The sequence below is a fragment of the Pseudomonas sp. MWU12-3088 genome, assembly GCF_023242405.1.
In the GTDB taxonomy this organism is placed as follows: Bacteria; Pseudomonadota; Gammaproteobacteria; order Pseudomonadales; family Pseudomonadaceae; genus Aquipseudomonas; species Aquipseudomonas kribbensis.
This window is the reverse complement of the sequence record NZ_JALJEA010000005.1, coordinates 336,451-353,708: the sequence shown is the minus strand read 5'-3', so window position 1 is coordinate 353,708 and position 17,258 is coordinate 336,451. Positions and strand designations below refer to the sequence as shown.

Annotated in this window: 11 protein-coding genes; 10 read left to right on the top strand and 1 reads right to left on the bottom strand. The window is 62.0% G+C overall.

The window, feature by feature from the left end; genetic code table 11:
- Positions 1–37: 37 nt before the first annotated feature.
- Positions 38–2,485 carry a penicillin-binding protein 1A gene (locus M5B98_RS15315; RefSeq protein WP_248743156.1) on the bottom strand — a complete coding sequence of 816 codons (2,448 nt, stop codon included), beginning with the start codon at positions 2,483–2,485 and terminating at the stop codon, positions 38–40.
- Positions 2,486–2,701: 216 nt separating this feature from the next.
- Here M5B98_RS15315 and M5B98_RS15310 point away from each other — a divergent pair, with 216 nt between their 5' ends.
- The 10 genes from M5B98_RS15310 to M5B98_RS15265 all read left to right on the top strand — a co-directional run bounded on the left by M5B98_RS15310 (position 2,702) and on the right by M5B98_RS15265 (position 17,188).
- A complete protein-coding gene (locus tag M5B98_RS15310) occupies positions 2,702–3,766 on the top strand; it encodes a pilus assembly protein PilM (protein WP_248743155.1) in 1,065 nt (354 codons plus the stop codon).
- The gene (locus tag M5B98_RS15305) at positions 3,766–4,332 is read left to right on the top strand and encodes a PilN domain-containing protein (RefSeq protein ID WP_248743154.1); all 567 of its coding nucleotides are present in this window, start codon (positions 3,766–3,768) and stop codon (positions 4,330–4,332) included. The genes M5B98_RS15310 and M5B98_RS15305 overlap by 1 nt, the downstream gene beginning before the upstream one ends.
- Positions 4,329–4,952, top strand: coding sequence for a type 4a pilus biogenesis protein PilO (gene pilO / locus M5B98_RS15300; RefSeq protein WP_248743153.1), 624 nt, complete (start codon positions 4,329–4,331; stop codon positions 4,950–4,952). Before M5B98_RS15305 ends, pilO begins: the two co-directional genes overlap by 4 nt.
- Positions 4,949–5,473: a pilus assembly protein PilP gene (locus M5B98_RS15295; RefSeq protein WP_114881131.1), complete on the top strand. Its 525-nt coding sequence runs from the start codon at positions 4,949–4,951 to the stop codon at positions 5,471–5,473. Before pilO ends, M5B98_RS15295 begins: the two co-directional genes overlap by 4 nt.
- A gap of 13 nt (positions 5,474–5,486) precedes the next feature.
- The gene (pilQ, locus tag M5B98_RS15290) at positions 5,487–7,565 is read left to right on the top strand and encodes a type IV pilus secretin PilQ (RefSeq protein ID WP_248743152.1); all 2,079 of its coding nucleotides are present in this window, start codon (positions 5,487–5,489) and stop codon (positions 7,563–7,565) included.
- A gap of 4 nt (positions 7,566–7,569) precedes the next feature.
- Positions 7,570–8,088, top strand: a complete 519-nt coding sequence (gene aroK / locus M5B98_RS15285; RefSeq protein WP_011332081.1) for a shikimate kinase AroK — start codon at positions 7,570–7,572, stop codon at positions 8,086–8,088.
- A gap of 142 nt (positions 8,089–8,230) precedes the next feature.
- On the top strand, positions 8,231–9,331 hold the full coding sequence (aroB, locus tag M5B98_RS15280) for a 3-dehydroquinate synthase (protein WP_119429530.1): 1,101 nt from the start codon (positions 8,231–8,233) through the stop codon (positions 9,329–9,331).
- A 10-nt stretch (positions 9,332–9,341) separates the two neighbouring features.
- The gene (locus tag M5B98_RS15275) at positions 9,342–10,940 is read left to right on the top strand and encodes an AAA family ATPase (protein ID WP_248743151.1); all 1,599 of its coding nucleotides are present in this window, start codon (positions 9,342–9,344) and stop codon (positions 10,938–10,940) included.
- Positions 10,941–11,290: 350 nt separating this feature from the next.
- Complete coding sequence (gene gltB / locus M5B98_RS15270) at positions 11,291–15,736, top strand: glutamate synthase large subunit (RefSeq protein WP_085711062.1); 4,446 nt, start codon at positions 11,291–11,293, stop codon at positions 15,734–15,736.
- 33 nt (positions 15,737–15,769) lie between these two features.
- The gene (locus tag M5B98_RS15265) at positions 15,770–17,188 is read left to right on the top strand and encodes an FAD-dependent oxidoreductase (RefSeq protein ID WP_007909438.1); all 1,419 of its coding nucleotides are present in this window, start codon (positions 15,770–15,772) and stop codon (positions 17,186–17,188) included.
- The last annotated feature ends 70 nt before the right edge of the window (positions 17,189–17,258 follow it).

Below are 17,258 nucleotides of genomic sequence, written 5' to 3'. Positions count from 1 at the left end.
ACTTCTCACGAAGGCGGGGCTTTTTGGCAGGCCAGGATCAGAACAAATCGATCGGCGCCTGTTCGTCCGCCGGCAGCGGGCTGCCCGGCGCGGTGCCGTTGCCGATCTCGTTGACCGACGGCGGCGTGTCTTCGGCCTTGAACAGCTCGAAGTAGGCGCCTGGCGTGCTCGGCGAGGCCGCGCGGCCGCTGACCGGGTCTACCCGCAGGCTGAGGATGCCTTCCGGCTCCGGCTGGACATGCGGCGGCTTGTCCTTGAGCGCGGCGCTCATGTAGTTCATCCAGATCGGCAGCGCCACGGTGCCGCCGAACTCCCGGCGACCGAGGCTTTCCGGCTGGTCGAAACCGGTCCAGACCGTGGTCACGTAATCGGCGTTGTAACCGGAGAACCACGCATCCTTGGATTCGTTGGTAGTACCGGTTTTGCCCGCGATGTCGCTGCGGCCCATGGCCAGTGCGCGACGACCGGTGCCGAGCTTGATCACGTCCTGCAACATGCTGTTGAGGATGTAGGTGGTGCGGCCATCGACGATGCGTTCGGCGACTGCCGGAGCTTGTGGCATTGCGGCGCTGCCCGGTGCTTCACCCGGAACCGGTGCTGCGTCGACGGTGATCGGTTGGGTCGCCGGTGCCGCGATGCCGTCGGTGGCCGCGCCGCCCTGTGGCACGGTCGGCGGGTTGGCGACGAACAGCGTGTCGCCATTGCGGCTTTCGATCTTGTCGATGATGTACGGGGTGATCTTGTAACCACCGTTGGCGAAAGTGCTCCAGCCAGTGGCGATTTCCATCGGGGTCAGGGTCGCGGTGCCCAGCGCCAGGGACAGGTTTGGCGGCAGATCCTGCTTGTTGAAACCGAAGCGGGTGATGTAGTCGATGGTCTTGCCTACGCCCATCGCCTGCAGCAGGCGGATCGAAACCAGGTTGCGCGACTTGTACAGCGCTTCGCGCAGGCGGATCGGGCCGAGGAAGGTGTTGGTGTCGTTCTTCGGACGCCAGACCTTGTCCAGGTACTCGTCGACGAACACGATCGGCGCGTCGTTGACCAGCGTGGCGGCGGTGTAACCGTTATCCAGCGCGGCACTGTAGACGAATGGCTTGAAGCTCGAGCCCGGCTGACGCTTGGCCTGCATGGCACGGTTGTAGTTGCTCTGCTCGAAGGCGAAACCGCCGACCAGCGAGCGGATTGCGCCGTTCTGCGGATCCAGCGACACCAGCGCGCCCTGGGCCTGCGGAATCTGGCTGAACTTCAGCGAATTGTTCGGCTGGCGCTGTACGCGCACCAGGTCGCCGACCTGCGCGACATCCGATGGCTGACGCGGCGCGGCGCCCATGCTGTTGGTGTTGAGGAACGGACGGGCCCATTTCATGGTGTCCCACGCCACATGCTCTTCACCGGTACGGGTCAGCACTTGCAGGCCGTTCTTGTCGACCTGGGTGACGATGGCCGGTTCGAGGCTGCTGATGGTGCGTTGCTTGGTCAGCTCGACGGCCCAGGCTTCGCGGGTCTTGCCCGGCAGGCGCGATTCAGGACCACGGTAGCCGTGACGCTGGTCGTAGGTCATCAGGCCTTCGTGCAGCGCGGTATTGGCCATTTCCTGCAGGTTGCTAGGCACCGTGGTAGTGACGCGGAAACCTTCGGTATAGGCGTCGCTGCCGTAACGGCCGACCATTTCGGCACGGGCCATCTCGGCGATGTACGGCGCGTTCACTTCCGGGGTCGGCACGTGGTAGCTGGCGTTCAGCGGCTCGTTGATGGCGGCGGTGTAGTCGGCTTCGGTGATCTTGCCGAGCTTGTACATGCGCCCGAGGATCCAGTCGCGACGCTCCTTGCTGCGCGCCGGGTTGGCCAGCGGGTTGAAGCGCGACGGGGCCTTCGGCAGGCCGGCAATCATCGCCATCTGCGCCAGGCTGACCTCGCGGATCGACTTGCCGTAATACACCTGCGCCGCGGCCTCGATGCCGTAGGCGCGGTTGCCCAGATAAATCTTGTTCACGTACAGCTCAAGGATCTCGTCCTTGGTCAGCTGGCGTTCGATCTGCAGGGCCAGGAGGATTTCCGTGGTCTTGCGCGAGAAGCTGCGTTCGCTGGTCAGGAAGAAGTTCTTCGCCACCTGCATGGTGATGGTGCTGCCGCCGGACTGGATGTGCCCGCTCTTGACCAGTTGGGTCGCGGCACGCATCAGGCTGCTCGGATCGACGCCATAGTGGTTGGCGAAGTTGTCGTCTTCAGCACTTAGTAACGCATTGATGAAATTGGGGGGAATGTCGGCGAAACGGATCGGAGTACGGCGCATTTCGCCAAATTCTGCGATCAACTTGTTGTCGCTGCTGTACACCCGGAGCGGAATCTGCAACTGAATGCTTCTCAGCGCCTCCACAGATGGCAAACCCGGACTAAGGTAAAGAAACGCGCCGCTGAGAACTAAAAGCAGTCCGCAGAAAACGGCGACGATGGACCAACCGAAGAATTTCAGCAGACGAATCAAGGCTTTTGGACATCCAGGGCAAAGAATGAATTGGGCGACAGGGTTCCGGGAACACACAGAACGGCCCGCGCCGGCAGTAAAAAGCGGAAAAAATCGCTGGGCATTATAAGCACTTTTCCGCTGGGGGCGTCATTTGCGCTTCTGTCAAGACGGGGCGAGGGAACGCAATGCGCATTACAGAGTCCGTAACTCACGGAAAGTCATAGGGAATTGGTAGTGCTAGGACTCTTCAATAAAAAGACCAATACGTTGCTGGGGATCGATATCAGCTCCACTTCGGTGAAGCTGCTGGAGCTGAGCCGTCAGGGCGAGCGCTACCGGGTCGAGGCGTACGCGGTGGAGCCGTTGCCGGCCAACGCCGTGGTCGAGAAGAACATCGCCGAGCTTGAAGGCGTCGGGCATGCCCTGTCCCGGGTGCTGGCCAAGGCGCGCACCGGGCTCAAGAGCGTGGCGGTGGCGGTGGCCGGTTCGGCAGTGATCACCAAGGTCATCGAAATGGACGCCGGGCTGTCCGACGACGAACTGGAAAACCAGCTCAAGATCGAAGCCGATCAATACATTCCCTATCCGCTTGACGAGGTCGCCATCGACTTTGAAGTCCAGGGCGTCTCACCGCGCAGCCCCGAGCGAGTCAACGTGCTGCTGGCCGCCTGTCGCAAGGAAAACGTCGAAGTCCGTGAGGCGGCGCTGGCCCTCGCCGGGCTGACGGCGCGGGTGGTGGATGTCGAGGCGTATGCGCTGGAGCGCTCGTTCGGCCTGCTGGCCACGCAACTGGCGGCCTCCCAGGAGCGTCTGACCGTCGCGGTGGTCGATATCGGCGCCACCATGACGACCCTCAGCGTCTTGCACAACGGCCGGATCATCTACACCCGCGAGCAACTGTTCGGCGGGCGCCAACTGACCGAGGAAATCCAGCGCCGCTATGGCCTGACCATTGAGCAGGCCGGGCTGGCCAAGAAGCAGGGCGGTCTGCCGGACGATTATGTCAGCGAGGTCCTGCAGCCGTTTCGCGAGGCGCTGGTGCAACAGGTCTCGCGTTCCCTGCAGTTCTTTTTCGCTTCCGGCCAGTACAACGCGGTCGATCACATTCTGCTGGCCGGTGGCACCGCGTCAGTGCCCGGGCTGGACCGGCTGATCGAAGAGCGCCTGGGCACCCCGACCCAGGTCGCCAATCCGTTTTCCGACATGGCCTTGAGCAGCAAGGTCAACGCCGGAGCCCTGGCCAGTGATGCGCCGGCCCTGATGATTGCCTGCGGGCTCGCGCTCAGGAGTTTCGACTGATGGCGCGGATCAACCTTCTCCCCTGGCGCGAGGAGCGCCGCGAAGAACGGCGCAAACGCTTTCTGCTGACCCTGACCGGCGTGGTGGTCGGTTCGGTCGGCGCGGTGTTCATTGCCGCTCAGGTATTCAGCACGGCCATCGAGCATCAGCAGGCGCGCAACGATTACATCGGCAAGCAGATTGCCGTGGTCGATGAGCGGATCAAGCAGATCAGCGAACTCAAGGCGCGTCGCCAGCAACTGGTGGAGCGCATGCGCATCATCCAGGACCTGCAAGGCAACCGGCAGGTCAGCGGGCGGATCTTCGATCAACTGGCACGCACGCTGCCCGACGGCGTTTATTTCACCAGCGTGAAGATGGTCGGCAAGACCCTGTCGATCAGCGGTGCGGCGGAGTCGAACAACCGGGTGTCCGACCTGATGCGCAATCTGGAGGCGTCCGACTGGTTCGATGCGCCGACCTTGAACGAGGTCAAGGCAACCACGGCGGGGCAGCTGGATCAGGCCAATGTGTTTCAGTTGACCGTCCATCAGACCCGGCCGAAAAACCTGGAGGACGACCAATGAAACCGTCCGAATGGCTGGCCAGCCTGCGCAGTATCGACTTCAACGACCTGGATACCAGCAACATCGGCTCCTGGCCGCCGGCCGTGAAAGGCCTGGCCGGGGCGCTGTTGATGATTCTGGTGCTGGCCCTGGGCTACAACTTTTTCGTCAGTGACATGGAGAGCGAGCTCGAAACCAAGCGCACGGAAGAAGCCACGCTCAAGGAACAGTTCTCCAGCAAGGCGCACATGGCTGCCAATCTGGAGCTGTACACCCAGCAGATGAAGGAGATGGAGAATTCGTTCGGCGTGCTGTTGCGGCAATTACCCAGTGACACCGAAGTGCCGGGATTGCTGGAGGACATCACGCGCACCGGTCTGGGCAGTGGTCTTGAGTTCGAGGAAATCAAGCTGTTGCCGGAGGTGACGCAGCAGTTCTACATCGAACTGCCGATCCAGATCACCGTCACGGGCGCCTATCACGACCTCGCCACCTTCGTCAGTGGCGTGGCCGGGTTGCCGCGGATCGTCACGCTGCACGACTTCGAGCTGGCGCCGGCCAACCCGGAAGGCGGGACCAAGTTGCGCATGAGCATCCTCGCCAAGACGTACCGCTACAACGACAAGGGGCTGCAAAAATGAGCCCGATCCGTTTTCTTCTGTTGTCGGCATTGATGCTGGGGCTGAGCGGTTGCGGCGGCAACGACTTCGGCGATCTCGACGCCTACATGAATGAAGTGCGTCTGCGACCGCCGGGCAAGATCGAGCCGACGCCGACCTTTCGCTCCTACCCGACGTTCACCTACAGCGCGTCCAACCTGCGCAGTCCGTTCTCGCGTCAGGTGCGGGTCGATCTGGCCGGGCAGCAGCACGGCTCGCGCAACGTCAAGCCGGACCCGAACCGGGTCAAGCAATACCTCGAAGGTTTCAACATCGAGCAGTTCGAGATGGTCGGCACGATTTCCAATGCCTCCGGCTCCTTTGCGCTGCTGCGCGGGGCGGGCGGGGTGCATCGGCTGAAAGTCGGCGATTACCTGGGGCGCAACGACGGACGCATCGTCGCGATCAGCGCCTCCCAGGTCGATGTGGTCGAAATCGTTCCCGATGGCGAAGGCGCCTGGCTGGAGCGGCCGCGCACCATTCCTTTGAAAGAGCACTCATAGTGGAAGTCGAACAATGAACAGGATTTTCTCCACCCTCGGTTTTTCGCTATGGATAGCGCTGCTTTCACCGATGGTTCACGCGGCCAACCTGAAGACGCTGGACGTTGCCGCGCTGCCGGGTGATCGCGTCGAGCTGAAACTGTCGTTCGACGGCCCGCCGCCGCAGCCCAAGGGCTACACCACCGATTCGCCGGCGCGGATCGCCCTCGACCTGCCGGGAGTGGCCAGCCAGCTCGCAACCAAGACCCGCGACCTCGGTAGCGGCAATGCGCGCTCAGCCACGGTGGTCGAGGCCAATGACCGTACCCGGTTGATCATCAACCTGACGCAACTGGCGCCGTATGACACCCGGGTCGAGGGCAGCACGCTGTTCGTGGTGGTCGGGCAGGGCACCAGGGCCAGCGCGCCGCGACCTGCCGCGAAGACACCACGTGCCACGCCGGTGGCAGCCCCGTCTCGGACTTACGCACCCGTCGCCAGGGCCATCCGTGGCGTGGACTTCCAGCGCGGCACGGCGGGTGAGGGCAATGTCGTGATCGACCTGTCCGACCCGACCATCGCGCCGGACATTCAGGAGCACGACGGCAAGATCATCCTCAATTTTGCCCGCACCCAGTTGCCCGAGCCGTTGCGGGTGCGTCTCGACGTCAAGGATTTCGCCACCCCGGTGCAGTTCGTCAATGCCGGCGTGAGCGGGGATCGGGCGACCATCACCGTAGAGCCCGGCGGCACGTTCGACTATTCCACCTACCAGACCGACAACAAGCTGACGGTGAGTATCCGTCCGCTGACCATCGACGACCTGCAAAAGCGCAACGCCGACCGCAACAGCTACAGCGGTGAAAAGCTTTCGTTGAATTTCCAGGACATCGACGTGCGTTCGGTGCTGCAACTGATCGCGGACTTCACCAATCTTAACCTGGTGGCCAGCGACACGGTTCAGGGCGGGATCACCTTGCGCCTGCAAAACGTGCCGTGGGATCAGGCACTGGATCTGGTGCTCAAGACCAAAGGCCTGGATAAGCGCAAGGTCGGCAACGTGTTGCTGGTGGCGCCGGCGGATGAGATCGCCGCCCGCGAACGACAGGAGCTGGAGTCGCAGAAGCAGATCGCTGAACTGGCGCCGCTGCGCCGTGAACTGCTCCAAGTGAACTACGCCAAGGCTGCGGACATCGCCAAGCTGTTCCAGTCGGTCACCAGCGCCGAGGCCAAGGTCGATGAGCGGGGTTCGATCACCGTCGATGAGCGCACCAACAACATCATCGCCTACCAGACCCAGGATCGCCTCGACGAACTGAGGCGCATTGTGGCGCAGCTGGATATCCCGGTGCGTCAGGTGATGATCGAGGCGCGGATCGTCGAGGCCAACGTCGATTACGACAAGAGCCTGGGTGTGCGCTGGGGCGGGTCGATCCAGAACAAGGGCAACTGGAACACTTCCGGGGTCAGCAATGGCTCGTCGACCACCATCGGCACGCCGGGCAGCACCAGCACCAACTCGCCGTTCGTCGACATGGGCACGGTCAACAACACCTCCGGGATCGGCATTGCGTTCATCACCGACAACGTCTTGCTGGACCTTGAGCTGACGGCGATGGAAAAGACCGGCAACGGCGAAATCGTCTCGCAACCCAAGGTGGTCACCTCCGACAAGGAGACCGCGAAAATCCTCAAGGGCACCGAGATTCCGTATCAGGAAGCCAGCTCCAGCGGCGCTACGTCGGTATCGTTCAAGGAGGCTTCGCTGTCGTTGGAGGTCACGCCGCAGATCACTCCGGACAACCGCATCATCATGGAGGTGAAGGTCACCAAGGACGAACCGGACTACCTGAACAAAGTGCAGGATGTACCGCCGATCAAGAAAAACGAGGTCAACGCCAAGGTGCTGGTGAACGACGGCGAAACCATCGTGATTGGCGGGGTTTTCTCAAATACTCAAAGCAAGGTCGTAGATAAGGTGCCATTTCTTGGCGATGTGCCGTATCTTGGCCGCCTTTTCCGGCGTGATGTGGTTTCGGAGAAAAAATCCGAGCTGTTGGTATTCCTCACTCCGCGTATCATGAATAACCAGGCGATTGCTGTGAGTCGTTGATTCTGTGCGAAATTTGATTCTTGTAGGACCGATGGGGGCTGGAAAAAGCACCATCGGCCGATTACTGGCCAAAGAGCTGCGCCTGCCGTTCAAGGATTCCGACAAGGAAATTGAACTGCGTACGGGCGCCAATATCCCGTGGATCTTCGACAAGGAAGGCGAGCCCGGCTTTCGTGATCGTGAGCAGGCGATGATCGCCGAGCTGTGCGCATTCGACGGCGTAGTGCTGGCGACGGGCGGCGGCGCGGTGATGCGCGATGCCAACCGCAAGGCCCTGCACGAGGGCGGGCGGGTGGTGTATCTGCACGCCTCCGTCGAACAGCAGGTCGGCCGCACCTCCCGCGACCGCAATCGCCCGCTGCTGCGCACGGCCAATCCCGAGAAAACCCTGCGCGACCTGCTGGCGATCCGCGATCCGCTTTATCGGGAAATCGCCGATCTGGTGGTGGAAACCGACGAGCGGCCGCCACGCATGGTGGTACTCGACATTCTTGACCGTCTGGCGCAACTTCCACCCCGTTAAAGCGCCGCCCGAAATGCGCTATCCTCGGCGTCCTGTCGAGGGTTGTGGCGGATCGCACGCAAGCGGCGTCACACCTCTCAAGACCGGGGACATCCGATAATTCAAGGCAGGACGCCTGCTTCCATCTTCACTGTGGGGACACATGCAGACACTCAAGGTCGATCTAGGCGAGCGCAGCTACCCGATTCATATTGGCGAAGGACTGTTGGATCAGCCTGAATTGCTCGCTCCGCACATCCACGGGCGGCAAGTGGCAATCATCTCCAACGAGACCGTTGCGCCGCTCTATCTCGAGCGTCTGACCCGCAGTCTGTCGCAGTTCTCGGTGGTTTCCGTGGTGCTGCCGGACGGCGAAGCCTTCAAGAACTGGGAAACCCTGCAACTGATCTTCGACGGTCTGCTGACCGCCCGTCATGACCGTCGTACCACGGTGATTGCCCTCGGTGGCGGTGTGATCGGCGACATGGCCGGTTTTGCAGCCGCCTGCTATCAGCGCGGCGTCGATTTCATCCAGATTCCTACCACGCTGCTGTCCCAGGTCGATTCGTCGGTGGGCGGCAAGACCGGCATCAACCATCCGCTGGGCAAGAACATGGTCGGCGCCTTCTACCAGCCGAACGTGGTGCTGATCGATACGGCGTCCCTGAAAACCCTGCCAGCGCGCGAGCTGTCCGCAGGCCTGGCGGAAGTCATTAAGTACGGCCTGATCTGCGACGAGCCGTTCCTGACCTGGCTCGAAGACAACGTCGATGCCCTGCGTGCGCTGGACCAGAAAGCCCTGACCTATGCCATCGAACGCTCCTGCGCCGCCAAGGCGGCGGTGGTCGGCGCCGATGAGAAGGAAACCGGTGTACGCGCCACGCTCAATCTCGGCCACACCTTCGGCCACGCCATCGAAACCCACATGGGCTATGGTGTCTGGTTGCACGGGGAAGCGGTCGCTGCTGGCACGGTAATGGCGATGGAGATGTCCGCGCGCCTCGGCTGGATCAGCGAGCAGGAGCGTGATCGCGGCATTCGTCTGTTCCAGCGTGCCGGCCTGCCGGTGGTTCCGCCGGAAGAGATGACCGAAGCCGATTTTCTCGAACATATGGCAATTGACAAAAAAGTGATCGACGGTCGTCTGCGCCTGGTGCTGCTGCGCCGGATGGGCGAAGCGGTGGTGACCGACGATTATCCGAAAGAGGTTCTACAGGCCACGCTGGGAGCGGATTACCGCGCTCTGGCTCAGCTTAAAGGTTAATAAGATTCCGATGACTAGTTTGCATGCCGACGAGGCGTTCCTCGGCCATTTCCAGTTAAGTCATGACCCTTTCGCTCCACGGGTCCCGGGCTTCAAATTCTTCCCGGCCCAGCGCAAACCGGTGCTGGGTCAACTGCATCACCTGGCGCGTTACAGCCAGTTGCTGCTGGTGGTCACCGGCCCTCAGGGCAGCGGCAAGACATTGCTGCGCCAGGCGCTGGTGGCGAGCACCAACAAGCAGTCGGTTCAGAGTGTCGTCGTCTCCGCCCGTGGCGCCGGCGATGCAGCCGGTGTGCTGCGTCAGGTCGCCCAGGCGCTGAATTTGGCCCAGGCCGAAGTCGGGGCGATCCTCGATCAGGTGGTGCAACTGGCGCTGACCGGCCAGGAAGTCTACCTGCTGGTGGATGACGCCGAGCAGCTCGACGAGTCCGCCCTCGAAGCCCTGATGGCTTTGGGCGCTGGCGCGCCGGAAGGCCGTCCGCATGTGTTCCTGTTCGGTGAGTCGTCGCTGATCGCCCAGCTCGAGGCCCTGCACCTCGAAGAAGAGCGCTTCCACGTCATCGAATTGCAGCCGTACACCGAAGAAGAAACCCGCGAGTATCTCGACCAGCGGCTCGAAGGTGCGGGCCGTGGTGTCGAACTTTTCACCGCGGATCAGATCTCTGATATTCACGAAAGCTCCGAGGGTTGGCCCGGCAACATCAACCAGGTCGCTCGCGATGCACTGATCGAAGTCATGATTGCCAGCCGCTCTGCGGTGAAGCGTCCAAGTATGGGGTTCAACATGCCGAAGAAACACGTATTGGCGATTTCCGCCGTTGTCGTGGTGGCGGTCGCTGCCGCCTGGCTGATGCCCGGTCGCAACAAGGCGCCGACCACCGGCGCGCCGGCCAATGAACAGGCTCAGTTGCCACTGGGCCAGGGTGGCGCGCCGAACGTGGAGTTCGCCGGTAACACCCAGCCGATGCCGTTGCCGCTGGTTGGCAATTCGCAACCGGTCATGCGCAAGCCATTGGCCGAAGCGGCCGGTGGGATCACCGAAGGTGACGACGGCGTACCGCTGGAAGGCTCGAGCAATACACCGCCCACCGTGACCACCACCGCGCCACCGGCCGGTGTGCCTGCCGGTCCTGCTCCGACACCGGTTCCGGTCCCTGCGGCCAGGCCGACACCGGCACCGACCCAGGTTGCCACGGCCAAGCCAGCGCCTGCTCCGGCTGCGCCAGTCGCCAAGCCAGCTCCGGCGCCTGCCAAGCCTGTCGCTGCGGCCAAACCGGCCGAGAAAGCCGCCGAGAAGCCGGTCACCGTCGCCAAGACCGCCGGTGGCAGCTGGTACGCAGGTCAAGCCCCGGGCAACTACGTGGTGCAGATCCTCGGCACCAGCTCCGAAGCCGCCGCGCAAAGCTTCGTCAAGGAGCAGGGCGGCGAGTACCGCTATTTCAAGAAAGTCCTCAACGGCAAGCCGCTCTACGTGATCACCTATGGCAGCTTTGCCAATCGTGATGCGGCCGTTTCTGCCATCAAGGCCTTGCCAGCGAAGGTTCAGGCTGGTAAACCTTGGCCTCGCACTGTCGCCAGCGTCCAACAGGAACTGGCAACAACTCGCTGAAGATTCGGCGGCCTTACCCAGGCCGCCTCTCCAAGCACCTCAAAATTTCTACAAGTGCGCGCCGCCCCTACGGGCCGCGTGCCTTGTGGTGTCTGCGTCACAGTAGTCTTTGAGTCGTTGCGGTCAGAATTAAAAAAGTTTTGACTAGCACAGCATATCGCTTTAAACCTTTCACAAATGCGACATAGATTTGCGACATTTCGTCGTCAAATTTGTGAGCGTCTGTGTCGCTGTGTACAATGACCACCCTTTTGCCCTCGCAAAGCCGGCGTACGTTCGGCGCGAGATGCAAGTGGTTGAATTGAAAAGAAATTTGCCTCGAAAAGAGGCAGCCTGGTGAGAAAGTGTCTATGAAAGCAGGTCTGTACCAACCAGATGAATTCAAGGATAACTGCGGTTTCGGCCTGATAGCCCATATGCAGGGCGAACCCAGTCATACCCTATTGCAAACGGCCATTGAGGCCCTGACCTGCATGACCCACCGCGGTGGGATTAATGCCGACGGCAAGACCGGTGACGGTTGCGGTCTGCTGATTCAAAAACCCGACGCCTTCCTGCGCGCCATTGCCCAGGAAACCTTCAGTGTCGAGCTGCCCAAGCAATATGCCGTGGGCATGGTCTTCTTCAACCAGGACCCGGCCAAGGCCGAAGCCGCTCGCGAGAACATGAACCGCGAGATCCTCGCCGAAGGCCTGCAACTGATCGGCTGGCGCAAAGTGCCCATCGACACCAGCGTCCTCGGCCGCCTCGCCCTTGAGCGCCTGCCGCAGATCGAGCAGGTGTACATCGGCGGCGAAGGCCTGAGCGATCAGGACATGGCGGTCAAGCTGTTCAGTGCCCGTCGTCGTTCGTCGGTGGCCAACGCCGCCGACACCGACCACTACATCTGCAGTTTTTCCCACAAGACCATCATCTATAAAGGCCTGATGATGCCGGCCGACCTGGCCGCGTTCTATCCGGACCTGGGTGACCAGCGCCTGCAAACCGCGATCTGCGTGTTCCACCAGCGCTTCTCCACCAACACCCTGCCGAAATGGCCGCTGGCTCAGCCATTCCGCTTCCTCGCTCACAACGGCGAGATCAACACCATCACCGGCAACCGCAACTGGGCCCAGGCCCGTCGCACCAAGTTCACCAACGATCTGATGGATCTGGAAGAACTCGGCCCGCTGGTGAACCGTGTCGGTTCCGACTCTTCGAGCATGGACAACATGCTCGAACTGATGGTCACCGGTGGCATCGACCTGTTCCGTGGCGTGCGGATGATCATTCCGCCAGCGTGGCAGAATGTCGAAACCATGGACCCGGATTTGCGTGCGTTCTACGAGTACAACTCGATGCACATGGAGCCGTGGGACGGCCCGGCCGGCGTGGTAATGACCGATGGTCGCTACGCGGTGTGCCTGCTCGACCGTAACGGTCTGCGCCCGGCGCGCTGGGTCACCACCACCAACGGTTTCATCACCGTCGCCTCGGAAATCGGCGTCTGGAACTACCAGCCGCAGGACGTGATCGCCAAGGGCCGTGTCGGTCCTGGCCAGATCCTCGCCGTGGACACCGAAACCGGTCAGATCCTCGACACCGATGCGATCGACAACCGTCTGAAATCCCGTCATCCGTACAAGCAATGGCTGCGCAAGAATGCCCTGCGCATCCAGGCGACCATGGAAGACAACGATCACGGTTCGGCTTTCTACGACGTCGATCAGCTCAAGCAATACATGAAGATGTATCAGGTCACGTTCGAAGAGCGCGATCAGGTACTGCGTCCGCTTGGCGAGCAAGGCTACGAAGCCGTTGGCTCGATGGGCGACGACACGCCGATGGCCGTGCTGTCCCAGCGCGTGCGCACGCCGTACGACTATTTCCGTCAGCAGTTCGCGCAGGTGACCAATCCGCCGATCGACCCGCTGCGGGAAGCGATCGTGATGTCGCTGGAAATCTGCCTCGGTGCCGAGCGCAACATCTTCCAGGAATCGCCGGAGCACGCTTCGCGCGTGATCCTCAGCTCGCCGGTCATTTCCCCGGCCAAGTGGCGCTCGTTGATGAACCTCGACCGTCCGGGTTTCGAGCGGCAGATCATCGACCTCAACTACGACGAAAGCGTCGGCCTCGAAGCGGCGATCCGCAATGTCGCCGATCAGGCTGAAGAAGCCGTGCGTGCCGGTCGTACCCAGATCGTCCTGAGCGACCGCCATATCGCCCCGGGCAAACTGCCGATCCACGCCTCGATGGCCACCGGCGCGGTGCACCATCGCCTGACCGAAAAAGGCCTGCGCTGCGACTCCAACATCCTGGTGGAAACCGCCACCGCACGCGATCCGCACCACTTCGCGGTGCTGATCGGCTTCGGTGCGTCGGCGGTCTATCCGTTCCTGGCCTACGAAGTGCTGGGCGACCTGATCCGTACCGGTGAAGTCCTGGGCGACCTCTACGAGGTGTTCAAGAACTACCGCAAAGGCATCACCAAAGGTCTGTTGAAAATCCTGTCGAAGATGGGCATCTCGACCATCGCGTCGTACCGTGGTGCTCAACTGTTCGAAGCCATCGGTCTGTCCGAGGAAGTCTGCAACCTGAGCTTCCGTGGCGTGCCAAGCCGCATCAAGGGTGCGCGTTTCGTCGACATCGAAGCCGAGCAGAAAGCCCTGGCCACCGAAGCCTGGAGTCCGCGCAAGCCGATCCAGCAGGGCGGTCTGCTGAAGTTCGTCCACGGTGGCGAATACCACGCGTACAACCCGGACGTGGTCAACACCCTGCAAGCTGCCGTGCAGCAGGGCGACTACGCCAAGTTCAAGGAATACACCTCGCTGGTGGACAACCGTCCGGTGTCGATGATTCGCGACCTGTTCAAGGTCAAGACCCTCGACAAGCCGCTGGACATCAGCGAAGTCGAGCCGCTGGAGTCGGTGCTCAAGCGCTTCGACTCCGCCGGCATCTCGCTGGGCGCCCTGTCGCCGGAAGCTCACGAAGCCCTGGCCGAAGCCATGAACCGCCTCGGTGCGCGTTCCAACTCCGGCGAAGGCGGTGAAGACCCGGCACGCTACGGCACCATCAAGAGCTCGAAAATCAAGCAGGTCGCGACTGGCCGTTTCGGTGTGACCCCGGAATACCTGGTCAACGCCGAAGTGCTGCAGATCAAGGTCGCCCAGGGCGCCAAGCCGGGCGAGGGCGGTCAACTGCCGGGCGGCAAGGTGAACGGGCTGATCGCCAAGCTGCGTTACGCAGTGCCGGGCGTGACCCTGATTTCGCCGCCGCCGCACCACGACATCTATTCCATCGAAGACTTGTCGCAGCTGATCTTCGACCTGAAACAGGTCAACCCGAAGGCGCTGGTTTCGGTGAAGCTCGTGGCTGAAGCGGGCGTCGGCACCATCGCCGCCGGCGTGGCCAAGGCCTATGCGGACTTGATCACAATCTCCGGCTACGACGGTGGCACCGGTGCTTCGCCGCTGACCTCGATCAAGTACGCCGGCGCGCCGTGGGAACTCGGCCTCGCCGAAACCCATCAGACCCTGCGCGGCAACGACCTGCGCGGCAAGGTCCGGGTGCAGACCGACGGCGGCCTGAAAACCGGCCTCGACGTGATCAAGGCAGCCATCCTCGGCGCCGAAAGCTTCGGCTTCGGTACCGCGCCGATGATCGCCCTGGGCTGCAAATACCTGCGTATCTGCCACTTGAACAACTGCGCCACCGGCGTTGCGACCCAGAACGAGAAGCTGCGCAAGGATCACTACATCGGTACCGTCGACATGGTGGTGAACTTCTTCACCTACGTCGCCGAAGAAACCCGTGAGTGGCTGGCCAAGCTCGGCGTGCGTTCCCTCGAAGAGCTGATCGGCCGCACCGATCTGCTGGAAGTCCTCGAAGGCCAGACCGCCAAGCAACATCACCTGGATCTGACCCCGCTGCTGGGCAGCGATCACATCCCGGCGGACAAACCGCAGTTCTGCGGCGTCGAGCGCAACCCACCGTTCGACCAGGGCCTGCTGGCCGAGAAAATGGTCGAGATGGCGACGTCGGCGATCAACGACCTCAGCGGTGCCGAGTTCGATCTGGACATCTGCAACTGCGACCGTTCGATCGGCGCGCGGATCTCCGGCGAAATCGCGCGCAAGCACGGCAACCAGGGCATGGCCAAGGCGCCGATCACCTTCCGCTTCAAGGGCACTGCGGGCCAGAGCTTCGGCGTGTGGAACGCCGGCGGCCTGAACCTGTACCTGGAAGGCGACGCCAACGACTACGTCGGCAAAGGCATGACCGGCGGCAAACTGGTCATCGTGCCGCCGAAGGGCAGCGTTTATCAGACTCAAAACAGCGCCATCATCGGCAACACCTGCCTGTACGGCGCCACTGGCGGCAAGCTGTTCGCCGCCGGCACTGCGGGCGAGCGTTTCGCCGTGCGTAACTCCGGTGCCCACACCGTCGTGGAAGGCACCGGCGATCACTGCTGCGAGTACATGACCGGTGGTTTTGTCTGCGTCCTGGGCAAGACCGGTTACAACTTCGGCTCTGGCATGACCGGCGGTTTCGCCTACGTGCTCGACCAGGACAACACCTTCGTTGACCGGGTCAACCACGAACTGGTGGAAATCCAGCGGATCAGCGGCGAGGCGATGGAAGCCTATCGCAGCCACCTGCAGAACGTGCTGAACGAGTACGTCGCGGAAACCGACAGCGAGTGGGGTCGTGAACTCGCCGAGAACCTCGATGACTACCTGCGTCGTTTCTGGCTGGTCAAGCCGAAGGCTGCCAACCTGAAGTCGTTGCTTTCCAGCACTCGTGCCAACCCGCAGTGATATGCGCCTGAAGAGTTTGATGAGGTTTTAACAATGGCTGAACGTCTGAATAACGACTTCCAGTTCATCGATGTCGGGCGCAAGGATCCGAAGAAGAAACTGTTGCGTCAACGCAAGAAAGAGTTCGTGGAAATCTACGAACCGTTCAAACCCCAGCAGTCGGCCGACCAGGCCCACCGCTGCCTGGGTTGCGGCAACCCGTATTGCGAATGGAAGTGCCCGGTGCACAACTTCATTCCGAACTGGCTGAAGCTGGTGGCCGAGGGCAACATCCTCCAGGCCGCCGAGCTGTCGCACCAGACCAACACCCTGCCGGAAGTCTGCGGCCGGGTGTGCCCGCAGGATCGTCTGTGCGAGGGTGCGTGCACCCTCAACGACGGCTTCGGCGCGGTGACCATCGGTTCGGTCGAGAAGTACATCACCGACACCGCGTTCGCCATGGGCTGGCGCCCGGACATGTCCAAGGTCAAACCGACCGGCAAGCGTGTCGCGATCATCGGTGCAGGCCCGGCGGGCCTCGGTTGTGCCGACGTGCTGGTGCGCGGCGGCGTGACCCCGGTGGTGTTCGACAAGAACCCGGAAATCGGCGGTCTGCTGACCTTCGGCATCCCCGAGTTCAAGCTTGAGAAGACCGTGCTGAGCAATCGCCGCGAAGTCTTCACCGGGATGGGCATCGAGTTCCGCCTCAACACCGAGGTCGGCAAGGACGTGACCATGGAGCAACTGCTCGCCGAATACGATGCCGTGTTCATGGGCATGGGCACCTACACCTACATGAAGGGCGGTTTTGCCGGTGAGGATCTGCCGGGCGTGTATGACGCACTGGACTTCCTGATCGCCAACGTCAACCGCAACCTGGGCTTTGAAAAGTCGCCGGAAGATTTCGTCGACATGAAAGGCAAGAAGGTTGTGGTGCTGGGCGGCGGCGACACGGCGATGGACTGCAACCGCACGTCGATCCGTCAGGGCGCCAAGTCGGTGACCTGCGCCTATCGTCGTGACGAAGCGAACATGCCCGGCTCGCGCAAAGAGGTGAAGAACGCCAAGGAAGAAGGCGTGAAATTCCTCTACAACCGCCAGCCGATCGCCATCGTCGGCGAAGACAAGGTCGAAGGCGTGAAAGTGGTCGAGACCCGTCTCGGCGAACCGGACGCCCGTGGCCGTCGCAGCCCCGAGCCGATCCCGGGCTCCGAAGAGATCATCCCGGCCGACGCCGTGGTCATCGCGTTCGGTTTCCGTCCGAGTCCGGCGCCGTGGTTCGAGCAGTTTGAAATCCAGACCGACAGCCAGGGCCGCGTTGTTGCGCCTGAGCAAGGTCAGTACAAGCACCAGACCAGCAACCCGAAAATCTTCGCCGGTGGCGACATGGTGCGCGGTTCCGACCTGGTGGTGACTGCGATCTTCGAAGGCCGCAATGCGGCGGAAGGGATCCTGGATTACCTGGGCGTCTAAACCCGCTTCGACACTGCACCGCAATACCTGTGGGAGCTGGCTTGCCAGCTCCCACATTGTTTTCAGGGTG

Bases quoted from the DNA above. Each gene is read 5' to 3' on its own strand.
- M5B98_RS15305 (WP_248743154.1), top strand. From the start codon at position 3,766: ATGGCGCGGATCAACCTTCTCCCCTGGCGCGAGGAGCGCCGCGAAGAA.
- pilO (WP_248743153.1), top strand. From the start codon at position 4,329: ATGAAACCGTCCGAATGGCTGGCCAGCCTGCGCAGTATCGACTTCAAC.
- M5B98_RS15295 (WP_114881131.1), top strand. From the start codon at position 4,949: ATGAGCCCGATCCGTTTTCTTCTGTTGTCGGCATTGATGCTGGGGCTG.
- pilQ (WP_248743152.1), top strand. From the start codon at position 5,487: ATGAACAGGATTTTCTCCACCCTCGGTTTTTCGCTATGGATAGCGCTG.
- aroB (WP_119429530.1), top strand. From the start codon at position 8,231: ATGCAGACACTCAAGGTCGATCTAGGCGAGCGCAGCTACCCGATTCAT.
- M5B98_RS15275 (WP_248743151.1), top strand. From the start codon at position 9,342: ATGACTAGTTTGCATGCCGACGAGGCGTTCCTCGGCCATTTCCAGTTA.
- gltB (WP_085711062.1), top strand. From the start codon at position 11,291: ATGAAAGCAGGTCTGTACCAACCAGATGAATTCAAGGATAACTGCGGT.
- M5B98_RS15265 (WP_007909438.1), top strand. From the start codon at position 15,770: ATGGCTGAACGTCTGAATAACGACTTCCAGTTCATCGATGTCGGGCGC.